The 15588-nt window shown below is 67.1% G+C and carries 12 protein-coding genes, 1 tRNA gene and 1 pseudogene; 5 read left to right on the top strand and 9 right to left on the bottom strand.

Features of this window, described 5'->3' with window-relative positions; translation table 11 throughout:
- Positions 1–3: 3 nt before the first annotated feature.
- Entirely contained in the window at positions 4–669 is a 666-nt protein-coding gene (locus ACFMRZ_RS13950) for a DUF899 domain-containing protein (protein WP_400179486.1), read from the bottom strand.
- Positions 670–800: 131 nt separating this feature from the next.
- Between ACFMRZ_RS13950 and ACFMRZ_RS13945 the strand changes: the two genes are divergently transcribed.
- The 4 genes from ACFMRZ_RS13945 (at position 801) to ACFMRZ_RS13930 (ending at position 5787) form a co-directional block, all read left to right on the top strand.
- Positions 801–2024, top strand: a complete 1224-nt coding sequence (locus tag ACFMRZ_RS13945) for an MFS transporter (protein ID WP_280369765.1) — start codon at positions 801–803, stop codon at positions 2022–2024.
- 85 nt (positions 2025–2109) lie between these two features.
- On the top strand, positions 2110–2853 hold the full coding sequence (locus ACFMRZ_RS13940; protein WP_400179485.1) for a DsbA family protein: 744 nt from the start codon (positions 2110–2112) through the stop codon (positions 2851–2853).
- 172 nt (positions 2854–3025) lie between these two features.
- Entirely contained in the window at positions 3026–5125 is a 2100-nt protein-coding gene (locus tag ACFMRZ_RS13935; RefSeq protein ID WP_400179484.1) for an RDD family protein, read from the top strand.
- Positions 5122–5787, top strand: coding sequence for a hypothetical protein (locus ACFMRZ_RS13930; protein ID WP_400179483.1), 666 nt, complete (start codon positions 5122–5124; stop codon positions 5785–5787). Before ACFMRZ_RS13935 ends, ACFMRZ_RS13930 begins: the two co-directional genes overlap by 4 nt.
- A 100-nt stretch (positions 5788–5887) precedes the next feature.
- Here the strand turns inward: ACFMRZ_RS13930 and ACFMRZ_RS13925 are convergent, their stop codons facing one another.
- Complete coding sequence (locus ACFMRZ_RS13925; protein WP_280272085.1) at positions 5888–6133, bottom strand: hypothetical protein; 246 nt, start codon at positions 6131–6133, stop codon at positions 5888–5890.
- 56 nt (positions 6134–6189) lie between these two features.
- Complete coding sequence (locus ACFMRZ_RS13920; protein WP_400179482.1) at positions 6190–7578, bottom strand: DUF222 domain-containing protein; 1389 nt, start codon at positions 7576–7578, stop codon at positions 6190–6192.
- A gap of 128 nt (positions 7579–7706) precedes the next feature.
- Here ACFMRZ_RS13920 and ACFMRZ_RS13915 point away from each other — a divergent pair.
- Positions 7707–7779, top strand: a tRNA-Ala gene (locus tag ACFMRZ_RS13915).
- 77 nt (positions 7780–7856) lie between these two features.
- On the opposite strand, the pseudogene ACFMRZ_RS13910 reads toward ACFMRZ_RS13915, so the two are convergent.
- The 6 genes and pseudogenes from ACFMRZ_RS13910 to ACFMRZ_RS13885 form a co-directional block, all read right to left on the bottom strand.
- Positions 7857–9136 (bottom strand): annotated as a pseudogene (locus tag ACFMRZ_RS13910) (tyrosine-type recombinase/integrase).
- Between the two features lie 70 nt (positions 9137–9206).
- Positions 9207–9425, bottom strand: a complete 219-nt coding sequence (locus tag ACFMRZ_RS13905; RefSeq protein ID WP_400179481.1) for a hypothetical protein — start codon at positions 9423–9425, stop codon at positions 9207–9209.
- A 16-nt stretch (positions 9426–9441) separates the two neighbouring features.
- Complete coding sequence (locus tag ACFMRZ_RS13900) at positions 9442–11187, bottom strand: replication initiator (protein ID WP_400179480.1); 1746 nt, start codon at positions 11185–11187, stop codon at positions 9442–9444.
- Complete coding sequence (locus ACFMRZ_RS13895; protein ID WP_400179479.1) at positions 11184–12647, bottom strand: cell division protein FtsK; 1464 nt, start codon at positions 12645–12647, stop codon at positions 11184–11186. The genes ACFMRZ_RS13900 and ACFMRZ_RS13895 overlap by 4 nt, the downstream gene beginning before the upstream one ends.
- Positions 12648–12867: 220 nt before the next feature.
- Complete coding sequence (locus ACFMRZ_RS13890; RefSeq protein ID WP_400179478.1) at positions 12868–13497, bottom strand: hypothetical protein; 630 nt, start codon at positions 13495–13497, stop codon at positions 12868–12870.
- Positions 13498–14658: 1161 nt separating this feature from the next.
- Entirely contained in the window at positions 14659–15555 is an 897-nt protein-coding gene (locus ACFMRZ_RS13885) for a hypothetical protein (RefSeq protein ID WP_400179477.1), read from the bottom strand.
- Between the last annotated feature and the right edge of the window lie 33 nt (positions 15556–15588).

Raw genomic sequence — 15588 nt, 5'->3', positions numbered from 1 at the left:
CGATCAGTATTCGTCGCGCTTGCGGGGCCAATCGTCGAAGGTGTCGCCGCGCCCGCGCGGGGCCCGGTCGAGCAGCTGCCAGGTGGCGTTGAGCGCGTCCGTGCCGCGATCGTAGGTCGAGTAGGTGTGATAGACCACGCCGTCCTCGCGGGCGAAGCAGCTCAGCGCCATCAATTCCATGACGTCGAGCATGTTGCCGGGCCGCCGCGGCGACGGGATCCGCATGTGCTCGTAGAAGTCGTCGTTGAAACCGTTGTCGCCCATCGACACCCACTCGATGTCCCAGCCGAAGCGGCGCTTGTAGTCGTTGAGGACGGGCAGCGGGGAGCGCGAGGCCAGGAGGAACGTCACATCCCGGTGGGCCAGATGCGGGACCGCGCCGACGAGATTGTCGGTCTCGAAGGTGCATCCCGGGCAGCCCGCCGGGGTCTTCGGGCCGTGCATGAAGTGCCGGATGATCAGCTGGGACCGGCCGTCGAACAGTTCGGCCAGCGTCTTGGCGCCGGAATTGGTGCCGAACAGGTACTCCCCGGTCACCGGGACCCACGGCAAATTCTGCCGCTTGCGGGCGAGTTCGTCGCTGCGCCGGGTCAGCTCCTTCTCCTCGGCGCGCAGTTCCTCGTAGGCGGTCCGCCACTGTTCCCGGGTGCCGGCCGTGCGTGTAGACATGACATGGTCCTTCCGCGAAGAGACTCCTTCTTCGATAGGACGGGACCGGCGCGGCGAATTCATCGGTGCGCTTCGGGAAGCGGTGCCCATCGGCGCGGGTTGTAGTGGTGCGTGAGTGAAGGGCAGGTCGGGTGAGCGGCAGTAGACCGGGACGATTACCGGTCGAGATCTCGGTGCTGATCGGCGCGGCGTTCATCATCGCGCTGGGCTTCGGACTGGTGGCGCCGGTGCTGCCGCAGTACGCGCGCAGTTTCGGGGTCGGGGTGGCCGCGGCGTCGGCGATCGTCAGCGCGTTCGCGCTCATGCGATTGCTGTTCGCGCCGGTCAGCGGGCGGCTGGTGCAGCGGCTGGGGGAGCGGTCGGTCTATCTCGGCGGGCTCGTCATCGTGGCGGTGTCGACCGGGGCGTGCGCGCTGGCGCAAGGCTATTGGCAGCTGATCGTGCTGCGGGCACTCGGCGGCATCGGCTCGACGATGTTCACGGTGTCGTCGCTGGGCCTGGTCATCCGGTTGTCGCCGCCCGGCGAGCGCGGCCGGGTCTCGGGACTGTGGTCGACCAGCTTCCTGCTCGGATCGCTCGGCGGTCCGCTGGTCGGCGGGGCGCTGGCCGGGCTCGGGTTGCGGATGCCGTTCGTGATCTACGCGGTGGCGCTGCTGGCCGCCAGCGGTGTCGTGTACTGGAGCCTGCGCGGTTCGCAACTCGCCGCGCCGGAGGCACCCGGTCGGGTTCGCGTGATGACCTTCCGCCAAGCGTTGCGGCGGCCCGCCTACTGGGCGGTGCTATGGTCCAACTTCGCGAACGGCGCGGCGGTGTTCGGGGTCCGGATGGCGCTGGTGCCGCTGCTGGTAGTGGAGGTGCTCGGAGAGTCCGGCGCCGCCGCCGGGGTGGTGTTGACGGCCTTCGCGGCGGGTAACGCGGCGGTGCTGTTCGCTTCGGGCCGGATGTCGGATCGGCTGGGGCGCAAGCCTTTTCTGATCACCGGCACGCTGGTGTGCGCGGCCGGGACCATCGGGCTCGGGCTGTCGCCGAATCTGGGCTGGCTGCTGGTGGCGTCGTGTGTGGCCGGGCTCGGCTCGGGGATGTTCACGCCGTCGCAGCAGGCCACCGTCGCCGATATCATCGGGCCCGACCGTCGCGGCGGGACCGTGCTGGCCGGTTTCCAGATGGCCGCCGACCTGGGCACCGTGCTGGGGCCCGTAGCGGTCGGCGCACTGGCGCAACGGATTTCGTTCGGCTGGGGCCTGGCGGTGACAGGCGCGCTGCTGGTGGTGGCCGCGGCCGGTTGGATGTCGGTGCCGGAGCCGCTGCGCCGCCCGGCCGTCGTGGACCCGGTTCCGGTGGAGGGCACTCGCTGACCCGGTTTGTCGCACATGGGCCATTTCCGTCGTGTCGAGGTCCGTTCGATTCGGGGGGACGCGGGTGCTTTGGCAGAGTGGACCCGTGAATTCCTCTTCCGGATCGAAGTACACGCCGCGGCCGATGTCGAGCCGCACCAGCTATGCCCTCGGTGCCGTGGCTCTCGTCGTGATCGCGGTGATCGTGGTGCTGGTCGTGCGCTGGAACAGCGACAACAGCCTGAGCGTCCGCGACGACGGATACGGGCCTGTGCATGATCCGGGCGTGCACGCGCTGCTGGACTCCGACGGCGCCATCGTGCTGGGCAAGATCGACGCCGCCAAGACCATCGACCTCTACGAGGACCCGCTGTGCCCGGCGTGCGGAACGCTCGAACACCTCTACGGTCAGGAGATCGCGCACAAGATCGATGAGGGCAAGCTGGCCGTGCGGTACCGGCTGGTCAACTTCCTCGACTCGAAGTCGGGCAGCAAGGATTACTCCTCGCGCGCGGTGGCGGCCAGCGAATGCGTGGCCGACTACGGCGACGGTCCGGTGTACTCCAAGTTCCGCGAGGTGCTGTTCACCACCAAGCAGCCCAGCGAGAACGGCGGAGACCTCGGCAACGATCAGCTGTCGGCCCTCGCCAAGGAGGCCGGCGCGCCCGACGAGGTGACGCAGTGCATCAGCAAGGGCCAGCGCGTCGACTCCGCGCGCAACCACGCCGAGGCGGCGCTGACCGCGATGAAGGCCGCGCTGGGCGGGAAGGTGCAGACGCCGACGGTCTTCGATGGCACCAAGGAGATCGACGTCAACGACGAGGAGTGGGTGGTTCAGGTCGCCGGGTGATTCGGCAGCCTTCGAATTGTCCGACGTGTATCGGTGAAATCGCCAGTCTTTCACCCGATCTGCTTCGCGGCAGGATCCCGGGTCACCGGTCTGCTACGAATAGGAAGGGGTCGGGCCGAATCGCAACGCCCGCATCACCTCTCGCATGTGACGGACTGGATGGACGAGGATTGTGACGTCGGAAGTCGGCCTTCGTTACACGTCGTGGCCCGTGCGGGTGCTGTCGGCAGTCGTTGACCTGCTGTTGGTCGGGGTACTGGTGGCGGTGGGCGTCGTTGTTATGCGGATCGTGCACCCTTGGCTTACGCCGGAGATCATGGGCCGCCCCGGGGGCACGCTGGGCTATGCCGCGTCGATCGAGCGGTCCCGAACCGTGACGCGGTGGCTGGTGGCGGCGATGCTGCTCATCGTCGGCCTGCTGAGCCTGGTCAATACCGTTGTCGTGCAGGGACTCACCGGCCGCAGCCTCGGCAAGTTCGTCACGAAACAGCGGCTGGTCGACCCGCGGACCGCGCGGCCGATCGGTGTCGGCCGGGCATTCCTCCGCCAATTCGCCCACACGGTGGACGCTCTCCCGTGTTATCTCGGATTCTTCTGGCCGTTGGTCGATGAGCAGCGACGGACATTCGCGGACATGCTCACGAAGACCGTCGTGGTTTCCGGGCGCGGGGCGGAAGGTGTGGGGTCGACGCTGCGGGCGGGAGGTGTGGGGTCGACTATGCGGCAGGTGGCTGTGGGGCCGGGCTTGCGGGAGGTGGGTTCGGCGCCGACCGTGCGGGAGGAGGCTGTGGGGCCGATCTCGCAGGAAATGGGTGTGGGGCCGACCCTGCGGGAGACGGCGGGAGAGCCCGACGTGCGAGAGGCGGCTGTAGGGCCGACCTCGCGGGGATTGGTTGTGTGGCCGACCTTGCCGGAGGTGGCTGTGGGGCCGATCTCGCGGGAGGTGGGTTCGGGGCCGACCCTGCGGGAGGTGATCGCTACTCGTGGGCCGCTACCTGAATCTGCGGTGCGCGAACTCGCGCTGCGATCGGCGGAGGTCTTGGCCGTTCTGCACGGCCGAGGTCTTGTGCACGGAGGTGTTTCGGCCGACGCTGTGCGGCTGACGGATCGCGGTCCGGTGCTGACCGGCGAGTCCTCGTCGGTGGCGGTGCGTCCGCCCGAGGCCATCCTCGGACAGCATGTCGGTCCCGCTGCGGATGTTTTCGCGCTGGGCGCGACGCTGGTCTACGCCGTGACCGGCATTCCGGCTTTCGGGACGGGAGCCGACGAGGTCGTCGCCCGGCGGGTGGTGGACGCGGAGCCGGATCTCACCTGGGTTCCGGCCGGCCTGCGCGATGTTCTGGCGGGGTGCCTTACCAAGCGGCCGGAAGGTCGCCCGACGGCAGTGGATTTGGTCGGGCTATTCGGCGGTGCCGCGGCCGAGGGCTCTCGATCCGCTTCTCCTGCATCCGAAATCGCCGGACAGCATGTGCTGAGAGGGCCTGTCGAGGGTCCTCGCCCGGCCGTCCTCGAACCGAAAACCGCCGGGACGTTCGTCGGTGGTTCTCACCCCGCTGCCACCAAGTCCGAGTTCGCCGGGCAGTTCAGGTCGGAGACGTCTGCTGGACGTGCCAGCTCGGCTGTCCCTGTGCCCGACTTCGCCGGACAGTTCGCGGCGGGGACGACTGCCGGGACCGAAATGCCCTGGGGCGCAAAATCGGCCGATGCATCGTCCGGACGGCGGGCGTTGCGAGTCGTATTGCCTTGGCTCGTCACCGCGTTGTGTGTGGTGGCGTCCGTTGTGGTGACCGTGGTCGTCACCGTGCCGTCCTGGGGGACCGGAGGTGGCTACACCGCCGACAGCATCGGCAACGCCTGCGAGCTGCTCGACCTCGGGATGCCCGACGCTCCCGCATTGCCGCCCGCGCACGCTGAATCGCGTGCGTCGCAACCCTATTCGAGCCACCATTGCCGGGTGCGCTCGTCGGGTACGGTGCTGGCGGTGCTGGGCAGGGTGATGAACGACGGCCACAGCCCCCAAGCGATGTACGACAAGGCACGGGCGGATGCGGCACGTTCGGCGGGGGGATTCTTGGATGCGACCAGCGTCGGGTGGCCCGGAGTGGGGGAGCAGTCGTACTTCCATGTCCTCGACGCACAACAGTGCACCGTCGGCATTCTCGACGAGAACCTGTTTCTGGAAGTGTGGGTCCTTCAACTTCCCGCCGCATCGGTGCAGGTAGGGCCGGTCTGTCAGCACCAGGCCACGACGGCATGGGAGCATCTACGATGACGAAAAGCGCTGGGCGCTTGCGTGTTTCGATGCCGTGGTCGATCGCGGGCCTTTCGGCGATCGTCCTGGTTGTCACTGTCGTCGTCGCGGCGTGCGTAGCGGTGGACAGGGATGCCGAGTCTTTCCTTCCCGGAAGTCCGTCATTCTCCGGGCAGCAGCAGGCGTACCGGGAGACCCGCGGATATCCCTGTGATCTGATCGATTTATCCGCGCTGGAACGAGTGGCCGGCGCGGGAGCGGTGCTGAAGCCGACGAATTACCCCGGACCGCGCGACTGCGTCGCCGAGGTCCCTGATCGTGGCCTGCAATTCACACTTCTGGCACTTGTCTTCGACCCGAACGACAGTCCACGCTCGGTGTACGACTCCCGTCCGATCAGCCTCGCGGAGGACTTTCAAGATTTGGACTATTCGGCCTTCCGCTTTCGAAACGATCTGGGGGAGGCCGCCTTCCAATCCTCGTCCGGGCGGGCATACTCCGGGCCCTTCCGGACGGGTTCGATGACCTACACGGGGTCGGTACACCTCGTCGTCCACGATGCGAACCTATATATCGACGCCACGCTCACGATGCCGATCGAGTGGCGGTCGGATAAGTTCGCGGCGCTCGAACAGGCCTGTGAGAGCGCGGTTCGTACGGCGATGCAGCGCTCGCTCGCATGATCGCGGGTCGTGCCGAGGGTGATCCGAGGCCCGGGCGGAATCCCCATACCGCCCGGGTCGGATCCCGGTGTGCCCGCGCAGGCTGCGGACGAATCGCGGGCTATCCGGGGTCGGGCTGCTCGGGCTCGTCGCCGAGCAGCGTCTCGTAGATTCGGTTGCGGGCGTCGGCGATGGCGTTGATGGTGTCGCGCAGTTGGGCGGCCATGGCGGCGTAGCCGCACCCGGCGTCGGCCTTGTCGAGTTCGGACTCCAGGCGTCGGCGGATCTGTTCCAGGGCCGCGATGCGTTCGCGTTCCACGCCGACGTCGATGACGGTCGGGGCCGGAGGACGGTCCGGGTGTTCCATGACTTGCCGTGTCCTCGTGGGTCGGTAACGGACCGGGTGCGCCCGGTGGAGGGTATTCAGTGGTAGTCCTCGGGGGAAACCGTCGACAGTGGACGGTGGGCGACAGGGCGTTCGATCGGGTAAGTGAGGTCGACGACGGCCGGGTGTGCTCGTTCCGGAGCCGCTGGGGGAGAAGACCATTCGAGGTCGCGGGCGTCGGTGTCGCTGTGCGGGAACAGGTAGCGGGCACCCTCGCGGACGGTGGTCTGCTCGTCGCCGGTCGGACTGGTCCACCGCAACTGGTCGTCGTTGGGGTGGTGTAATCGCCACCGCAGTGTTCCCTTGTCCACCAACGATTTCAGCCGTCGGTGGCGTGCGCAGAGCACGGCGAGATTCGCCATCACAGTGCCGCCGCCGCGGCCCGGATGGGCGATATCGAACGGTTCGATGTGATCGAGTTCGGATTCCGCCGCGGGCATCGTGCACCCGGGGAACCGGCAGCCACCGTCGAGCGCGCGGATCTCCCGGGCCAGCCACGGCGACGGTTCCTCGCGCATCGACTCCGCGGTGGTGGTCGGATCGTCGGGGCGTTCCGGGATCACCTCGAACTGTGCGTATTCGGCGATTCTCCGGGCGAGTTCGGCGTCGAGCGGGCCGTAGCCGGCCAGCAGTGCCGGGTGATTGCCGCCGCCGAGCAGTGTGTCCGCCGGGACCCCGATCTGGATCAGCGGTTTGCGCGGTGCGGCGCCGGCGACGCGAGCGGCCGGACACTCGCTGCCCCGGCCACACTCGCAGCGCAGGCGCTCCGAGCCGTCCGCCAGCGCGACCAGGGCGTCGGCCCGGCGCTGCGGCAGTGTCCGCGAATCCTCTTCGCACACTTGCAGACTCATCTCCCGCAGGCGCATCGCCACGGTTTGCGCGCCCGCCGCGGGCAGCAGACCGTCGAACACCGCCATGCCGTCCTGCACCGCGGTGATCCGCACGTCGCGGTCGTGCTCGCGCCGTTCGCGCCGCCGCTGCTCGCCCTCCGGATCCAACTTGGCCACCCATCGACGCGCCGTCTGCCGCAACCGCGCCGGCGTCGCCCGCGCCGCCGCCTCGATCAGCTTCGGCTCCAGCTCGTCCAGCACTTCCGGCGGCAGGTCGCGAGCGTTGTCCGCGATCACCTGCGCGCGTGCCAGGTCGATCAGCCCCGATCCGAACGCCACCCGTGTCCGCGGCAGACTGTCCAGCGCCAGCCCGATATCGATCAGCGCAGCCGCCACCTGCTCGGATATCTGCACCGCCACCGCCGCCTCGGTAGCCGAGTACTCCCCGCCCTCCTCGGTCTCCTCCTGCCGTCGATACAGCTCCCGTACTGCCAGCACCTCTGCCGCCTGCGCGAACGCCGCCGCCCCGTGTGCCCGCCGCAGCGCATCGATCAGCCCCTCGTCACTCATCGCCTGAAGCTCTCCGCTGTCGAACATGTGTTCGACATTACCCTTCGAACATCAGTTCTACCACCCCCACATCCAGCCGATTTGGTCCCGTGAGCAGCCGTGGTGTAACTTCGTTGAGGCCGGAGGGAAACCCCCGGCAATCGAGAACTGAACAAGGGGCTATGGCGCAGCTGGTAGCGCACCACACTGGCAGTGTGGGGGTCAGGGGTTCGAGTCCCCTTAGCTCCACTTTCATTGCAGGTCAGAGCTGTTTTCCCGTCTGTCCATGTTGATCGGGACTCGCTCGACTTCCAACTAATTCCCAACTAATTCTTGGTGCCGGTCACCGCACGTTCGAGTGCGTCCGCTGCTGCATGGTGAGTTCGCCCGCGTGCCATGTAATACCGCTGAGTCATGGCTGGATCGGCGTGCCCGAGGACATCGGCAGTCACGCGCGCCGACAGGCCGGCATCGTCCAGGATCGTCGCGACAGCGCCTCGGAAGCTGTGCGCGGTGATGTCGTCGGCGATCCCCAGAGCCTCACGTACCCGCTGCCATTCGTGACCCACGTTCTGCGGATCGCGCAGCGTCCACATCGCCGAGGGGAATACCAGGTCGAGGACCGGTGAAGTCGGGTCCGGGGAGAAGCCAGCTTTCGAGCTGCGAGGACGGCCTTGCGCCGCTTCAACATCTCCACCGCGAAATCCGGCAAGGCGACTGTGCCGCGCCGGTTCTTGGGATCGGCATCCTTCTCGATGCGTACCAGGCCCGCACCCTTGACGCGGATCACTTTGCCCGTGGTGCGTATGGTCCGAGCTTCCAGATCGATGTCGGACCACAGCACGCCCAGAATTTGGCTGCGCCGCAGGCCCGTTGCCGCCAGCAGCGTCACTACGTCGGCCAGGTCGGCACTCTCGCAATAGTCGGCGACTGTCGGCGGGGTGTACGCCTTCACCGGTGTCCCGCGGTTGCGTTCGGCTCGGGACAACTTGCGTGGGCACGGCACCTCAGACGTGCGCACTGCCGAAAGAATGAACCGCAGCTCATCCACGGTGATGTCCCGAGCGCCACCCGTGCGGCCCTTGGCCTCGATATTCTGTGCCATCTCGGACTCCCGGACGGGGTTCACCGTCAGGGCGTCCTTGCGCACCGCGTACCGGAACATGCCGGACAGCACGTTGCGGCCGGTCCGCATCGATGACGGGCCTTTGGCGTGGCCCACGTCCTTGAGGAACGCCTCGACCGAGGACGTGGTGACTTCCAACAGCCGCCGCTCACCGAACGCGGTGTTGAACAGTTCCGCCACCACGTCGTACCGCTCCAGCGTGCTGGATGCGCGTCCCTGTTCTTCCAGGTAATCCCGGTACAGCTGCCACAGTTGCCGAACAGTGGTGGACTCCGACAGCTCGCCGCCGAGATCGACGCGGATCGTTGATGCGGCGGCCATGACCGCATCCAGTGCGCGAGACCCGTTGCGGTCGGGAATCCTTCGGCCGCGTGCGTCGAGGCGGACCGGAGACACTCGTTTGAGGTCCCGTCGCCGTCCGGAGGCATCGCGGACGAGCAACCGGGCACACCAGTGCCCCGGAGACAGCTCCGTGAGCATCGGTGTGCCCGGTACTCCGATCGGGCGCGGCGGTCGGCCTCGCTTCACGCCCGCCCCCGATCAGCGTGTGTCAGTGCTCTTCTCGCGCGTCGAGCGCTTTGTCCAACGCATCGAGGTCCCAACGGAAGTCCTTTCCGACCCGCTTGGGCTTGGGCAGCCACGGGTACTTGTCTCGGTGCCGGTTCCACCGCCGCAGCACCTCCGGGTGCACGCTGAGATGTGCGGCAGCGGCTTTGGTGGTGACCCACCGCCGAACCGTCCGGGCGGATGATTGCTGTTCAGAAGACATGGATGCTCCCGCAAGATCAAGACCGTAAAGATAACTGAGAGGTAACTGACGTGGGAGGGGGTGAACTGATGTCACCCCCACCGCGCTCGCCGCCGGGCGGTGGCTGCTCTTGTGCCGCCAGCAACGCTCGCTCGTACTCCACCCGCCACGCAATCCGTTGCGCCACACCGTGCATGAGCAGTTTCGCTCGTGGTGGTGTCGGTGTGCCGGGTGCGAGGGTGGACCACTGGTAGCGGCCCGCTTCCTGGTCGGTTTTCACGATGCCGATGTGGGCCAGGGCGCGGCGGACGAACGCGATCCGGTCGGCTTTGTGGTCACCGAGGCGTTTACCGGACCACCGTCGCGAGACCAGTACCCGCCGACCGGGTAGCCCGAGTGTGGCTGCCTGGTGTGCCCTGGCGCGGCAGCGGCCGGGCACCGTTTTGCCGTTCACTTGTTTCGGCACGATGCCGTAGAGCAGCCATACCGGGCAGCGTTCCGAGCACGGGGTTTTCACCAGTTCGGCATGCAGCCGGTCGTAGTGGTCCCATTGGCGCGCGGTGCGGGCGTCGAGGACCTCGGATACCGATTTGAGCAGGTACTTGCACACGTATTTGATGTGCCGCCGGGCTTCCTCGCTGCCACCGAGCACGCCGCGTGAGTGCACCTGTTCGCCGAACCGCACCGTGTGTGCAGGCTCGGTCAGCGCGTCGACCGCGTCGTCCCACCCGGTCAGCGGCTCCCCGGTGTCCGGATCCACGAATGTACGGGAAGCCCTGTCCCACAGTGGTTTCCGGTCTTCGCTGTAGACGGGTGTGTCGTGGGGAGGCCACCACACGTGATGGTAGGTCGCCGCCGCGGCTTGGCGCACTGTCCGGTGCGGGATGGTGCCGCGTGCGCACAGGTGCGCGTGGGGTGCGCCGCGCCGTTGCGGTTCGACGGTGCCGAAGTACTGGATGCTCCAGCCCACGCACCGCCGCAGGTTCTGAATCAGCCTGTCCAGCAACGCCGCCCAGTGGATCGCGTCGCGCGCCGCCCGCCGATAGTCGTAGGTGTCCGGGTCGAGGGGTGTGCCGTCCTCGGGGTGCACGGCCCCGTAGGAGGGCAGGGTGAACGTCATCATCATGGAGGGGATGAACTTGCCCGCGTACTCGCGCCCGACCGTGCGCCGCGACACCGGCAGCCGGGGCAGATCGGGAGCGTCGTGCCGTCGCCGTGTGGAACGGTGCCGGGCCGCCGTCCGACTGGCCTGGTCCGGGCGGGGTGCGTTGCCGCGCATCCCGTATGCCTTCAATTCCCGGTCTGCCCAATGGATTTCGTTCACCAACTCGGTGATGTCGGTGTGCATCCGTTCGGCGTCGAGCCCGGTGTGCGGGTCGCTGGTTTCGCCCGCCTCCACCAGGCCCGCCAGGCGGTCGTGTTCGGTTTGCAGGTCCGCCCGGTACTGGAGCAGTCCTTTCTGGTCGAAGGTGGCGGGGCGGGTGGTGATCACGGGTTCGCGGGTCAGGTGCCAGCCTTCCCGGCACTGCGTCATGCGCAGGGCACGGGCCTTGCGGGCGCACGGTGGGCAGACCGATTCGAGGGTGTGCCCGCACGGCACCGGCACCAGTTCCGTCCGGCCGGTCTCGGTGTCGTACTGCTCGAGCACCATCGGCCGCACACACACCCCATGCTCGAGGGCGACCGCGTGCGCGATGTCCTCGAAATCGGGCATCACCTCCCGATCCGAGCCGTTGGCCGGGTCAGGTTGTGTGGCAGTGAGTTTCGATCCTCTCGTGGTCATGACCGCGCCTGCCCGTCGCCGTCGCTGTTGCCGCTGTCGTCGTGGAATCGGCGGGTGTCGCCGCGGCGAGGTCCACGGGGCTGGTAGCGGTCGATCAGCCAGCGGATATCGTCGTCGCTGACCCAGTAGGCGCGCACGCGCACGATTTCGGTCGAGCCTTCCTGTTCGACATAGGCCACACCCGGCATGTCCTCGGGGATCTCGTCACACAACGCGCCCCGGTCCCGGCCGCTGGGACCGAACAACATGCCCGCTTGCGTCGGCTCGCTCATCCGCAGCCCGATCCGGTAGGGGAACAGCTGCCGCAGCTCGAGCACGTCTTTCGACGGGTCTTGCAGGCACCCGATCACCGGCACCGCCATCGCCCGCGACTGCGTGAGCAGCACCCCGAGCAAAGCTTTGATCTGCTCTTTGGTCTTGCGGTCGGTGTAGTAGGTGGTCAGACTCGCGAACTCGTCGACGAGCACCACCACCAGCGGCTCTTCCACGCTCGGGGTGATCTTGCGCTCCCACTGGCCCATGTACTTGTTCCCCCGCGCCTGCAACAGCGCGACCGCATCACTCAACAGCCTGACCGCACCGTCGGCGTCATAGGCGAAGCGGGCGAAGAACTCCCGGGCCGCCCCGAACTCGGAGCCGCCTTTCGGGTCGATGGTCCACAACTCCACCAGCCCCGCCCGGATCGCCGGTCCCAACGCGGCGATGATCGACCACGCCACCGACCCCTTGCCCGAGCCCATCTCGCCCGCCACGAGCAACTGATTGCCCAGCAGACGCACCCGCCACGGCGAACCGAGTTCGGTCATGCCCGCCACCAGTCCCTCCACATCCACCGTGGCCGGTTCCTCACGCGGCAGCGAGATCGGCTCGGTCAGGATGTCACGGTGAATCACTTGCAGCACAACATGTTTCGATTGCGCCGACCGCACCCGCACCCCGACCGCGCGCAGTGCGTGCCGTAGCGCGTCGGACTGTTTGGCCCACTGCTGTACCGTCTGGCCGCCCAGCAGCTCCACCGTCAGCACATCGGCCACCGGACCGATCTGCACATGCTTGAGCCGGGGAGTCAGCACACCCCGATCCAGCACCACGGTCAACCCGTGCAACGCGGTGAGGGTCTTCCAGCGTCGCCGATACCGGTGATACGAGAGAAATTGCTGGCGGATACGGCCCCACACCCAGCGTTCCCAGGATCGCGGGAACAACCGCCACCACAACAACCACCCGACCAGCGACGCCACCGCGACCGCGACACCAGCCGGCCATCCCAGCCACCACCCCACCGCGACCGCCGCCACCACCGGCAACGAGAGCATCGGATAGAGGATCGCCCACCAGGACCACAACACCAGGGCGTAGATTCCCATCCCCGCGCCCAGCAGGATTGCGGTCGCGAACTCGCCGATCGCGTCCGGTCGTTGTGTGTTCTGCCTGTCGTTCGAGTACTCGGAACGAGCCATGATCGTGCAAACCTTTCGAGAAAATCAGAGGTAGAGAGAGCCCGCCGCCCGGCCGACCGCAGGACATTCGGCGTGCGCTGATTAGCGAGACGGACGGCGGGTACAACGGCACGTGACGCCGTGCAACGGTTCCCTGTCCGTTACGCGGCGGATGGGGACGGCGGCGGGCCGCAGGATTGAGCCTCCCGGTGCGTCTGCCGCCGTCCCACCCACGACCGGCCTATGTGCTGGACTTGCCGCCCTCGGACCGTGACCCGGAGCCGGAGCCCGATGTGCTGGCGTTGCCCCGGCCGCTCGTGGGCGCCGGAGTGAAGCCGGTCGCGCGGACTGCCCAGGTGAGGTACTTGAACTGGTCGGTTCCGGTGATGCGCGGCTGCACCTTCAGCCCGTCGAGCTGAATCCGGCGCATGTCCTCGTCCAGCTCTTCGGTGGTCGGTACCGGTTCTTCTGCCGACACGATCACCACATCGAAGCTCTTGCGCTTCGCCTTGTCCTCGGACGGATCGAGCACCGCCACTTTCCACAGCGGCAGGTGGGTCGCCTCATCGAGGTTCTGTGGTCCCGGCCGGTTCGGGTCGTTGCTGTAGGCGCGGTCCGGCTGCACCGGGCCGATCTGAAACAGCCCCCGTGGGTACCAGTCGGAGAAGACCACTTCGAACCACCAGCTCTTGCGGTGGTCCCTTTTGGGCACATTGTCAATAACCATGAGAGTTTCCGTTTCGTCTGATCTGCACCAGCCACACCACGGCGGCCGGTGCACGACCCCGGTCGGGGCCGCTCGGGTAATAGAGACCGATGACCAGCAGAAACGGCGGATCACGCCCGCGTGCCCGCCCGCGTGCCCGCCCACGTCCCGGCACGTCCCATACCTGCCCGGAAGTCACTGGGGATTCCCGGCGAGACGCGCTGTGCCAGTTTGCAGGCAGCACGACATGAACTAACCTGGACATGGCAGAACCTCCGGTTCTGTCACGGGGAATCGAACTTCGCTATGGGGTCCAAACCATGTCTGCGAAGCCGTTTCCTATGCTGGCTGTCCCCTCGTTGACGCGGGGGGACAGCTCTCAAAACGCTCTTGCTCACCCGCTGCGGGTGACCACCATCCGAACCAGTTCGTCTCCTTTCCGCTCTGTGCTGTTCCCACGCCTGTTACGGCCTTAGTGTCGAACCCGAATCAGGCTCATGGACTCGAGGACCCCCAGCCGGTGTGACACCACCAACCGGAAACCTCGTTGCGTCGGAACATCACACCCCGGGACGTTCCACTCGACCGACCATTCACTCACGCGCCGTGTCCTCGGGCCGCCTCCACTTCGTCCCAACCGACACGGCACCACTCAGTGCTCCATCAACGACATCACCGTCCTTTCTCCTTCGATTGTCCAGCACCCAGCACACGCCCCGTCAAGGCCCGCAAGTGCTGCTGTCAGAAGCACATCTGCTGCTGTCAGAAGCACATCCGTGTCTCGACGCGTCACCAGACACAACGAAGGGCGTCCGGCCTCGGCAGTGTCACCTACCGGGTGAAGGCCAGACGCCCTCTCGAAAACGTATGGGGGAGAAAGCGATTCACCGCATCGGCCGCGTAGCGGACGCCGAGGACCGCCGAGGGTCGGCGGTCGATCCGTGGGGGTCGGTGTGGGAATCATGGGGGTTCAGTTTCTCTCCAGCAGCTTTCCTGTTGTCGCTCTCCAATCCCCCAACTACAGTCTATGATCCTCGCTGCCCGGTCTGTGTCAACGCACAACGGCCCGATACGCACAAAGTTGACCTCTTGCGCGCAACGCCTCAGCAACAAGCGATTTCGCCGCAGCGCCCCAGCTACCCCCGCGCACCCGCCGAAACCACCAGCTAGATAACCCCGCCTCTACCACGCCACACCTGATATTCCCACCAGTGGCAAACCCTCCATTACCTCCCGCTCGCACGGCGACGACGCAGCGCGCGAACCAGATACAAAAAGTTTGCCCTCGGCGTGTCACGCCCAACAGCCCGCCCCGGCGTCCCCCGCTCACCTCTCCCGAGTCAGGCCGCGCTCCCTGCCCCGCTCCTCCCGACCGCCCCGAGTCGACCCCGCAGACGGCGGCTCCCGATCCGACGACTCCACACCCAGCGTCGGCCGACCCACCTCCAGCAAATCCGCAATCTCGCGCCCCGACACCTCACGAGACTGCCCCCGCGCCGCCGCCTCCCGAGCTTCCCGCGCCGCCCGCGCCAACCGCTCCGCGGCCTCCCGTTGCCGCTGCCGCGCTTTCTCCTCTTCCGCCTTCCGCTCCCGACGCGCCCTCTCCTCCGCCGCCGCATCAGCTTCTTCCCGCCCCTGCGACCGCAGCAACGCCGGAGGAGTGAACTCCCGCGCCACTTCCCGGCCCACACGACGGATCACCTCCTCCCGCGCCACCCGCGCAGCCCGCGCCGCCGCCTCTCGCTCCACACGTACCCGTTCCTCGCGTTCGCGTTCCTCCCGTTCTCGTTCTTCCCGCTGCCGCTCCCTCTGCTGCCGCGCCTTCTCACCGACCCCCGGCAACTCCAGCTGCCGCCCCGGCACCTGCTGCCGCCCCTTCTCCTTGGCTTCCTCGATGACGCGACGCTCAGGAGTGACATAGCGGAACTCCAACCCCCGTTCCTGCGCGCCGCGTACCAGCTCTTGGAACTCTCTCGGCGTTCGTTGCAGCGGCGTCGCGGAAACCCACTCGCCGGACCGGTACAGGCCACGGTCCAACAGCTCCAGATGCTTGCCGAGCTGCTCGACACAGCGTGCATCAATTCGACCTGACTTGTACTCGGTGAACGCGCGTTCTTCCCTGTTGACATAGACACGCGCCTGATCCAGTCGTTGATTGGTGGCCCGCTCTACGTACTCACGTTCCCAGCCATTTTCCCGAGTCTCACCGCGGATCTCGGCCATCCCCCGATGGAAGTATTCTCCCTGCTCGTTATT

The organism is Nocardia sp. N2S4-5, assembly GCF_044628355.1.
In the GTDB taxonomy this organism is placed as follows: domain Bacteria; phylum Actinomycetota; class Actinomycetes; order Mycobacteriales; family Mycobacteriaceae; genus Nocardia; species Nocardia wallacei_B.
This window is presented reverse-complemented; position numbering and strand designations above follow the sequence as displayed.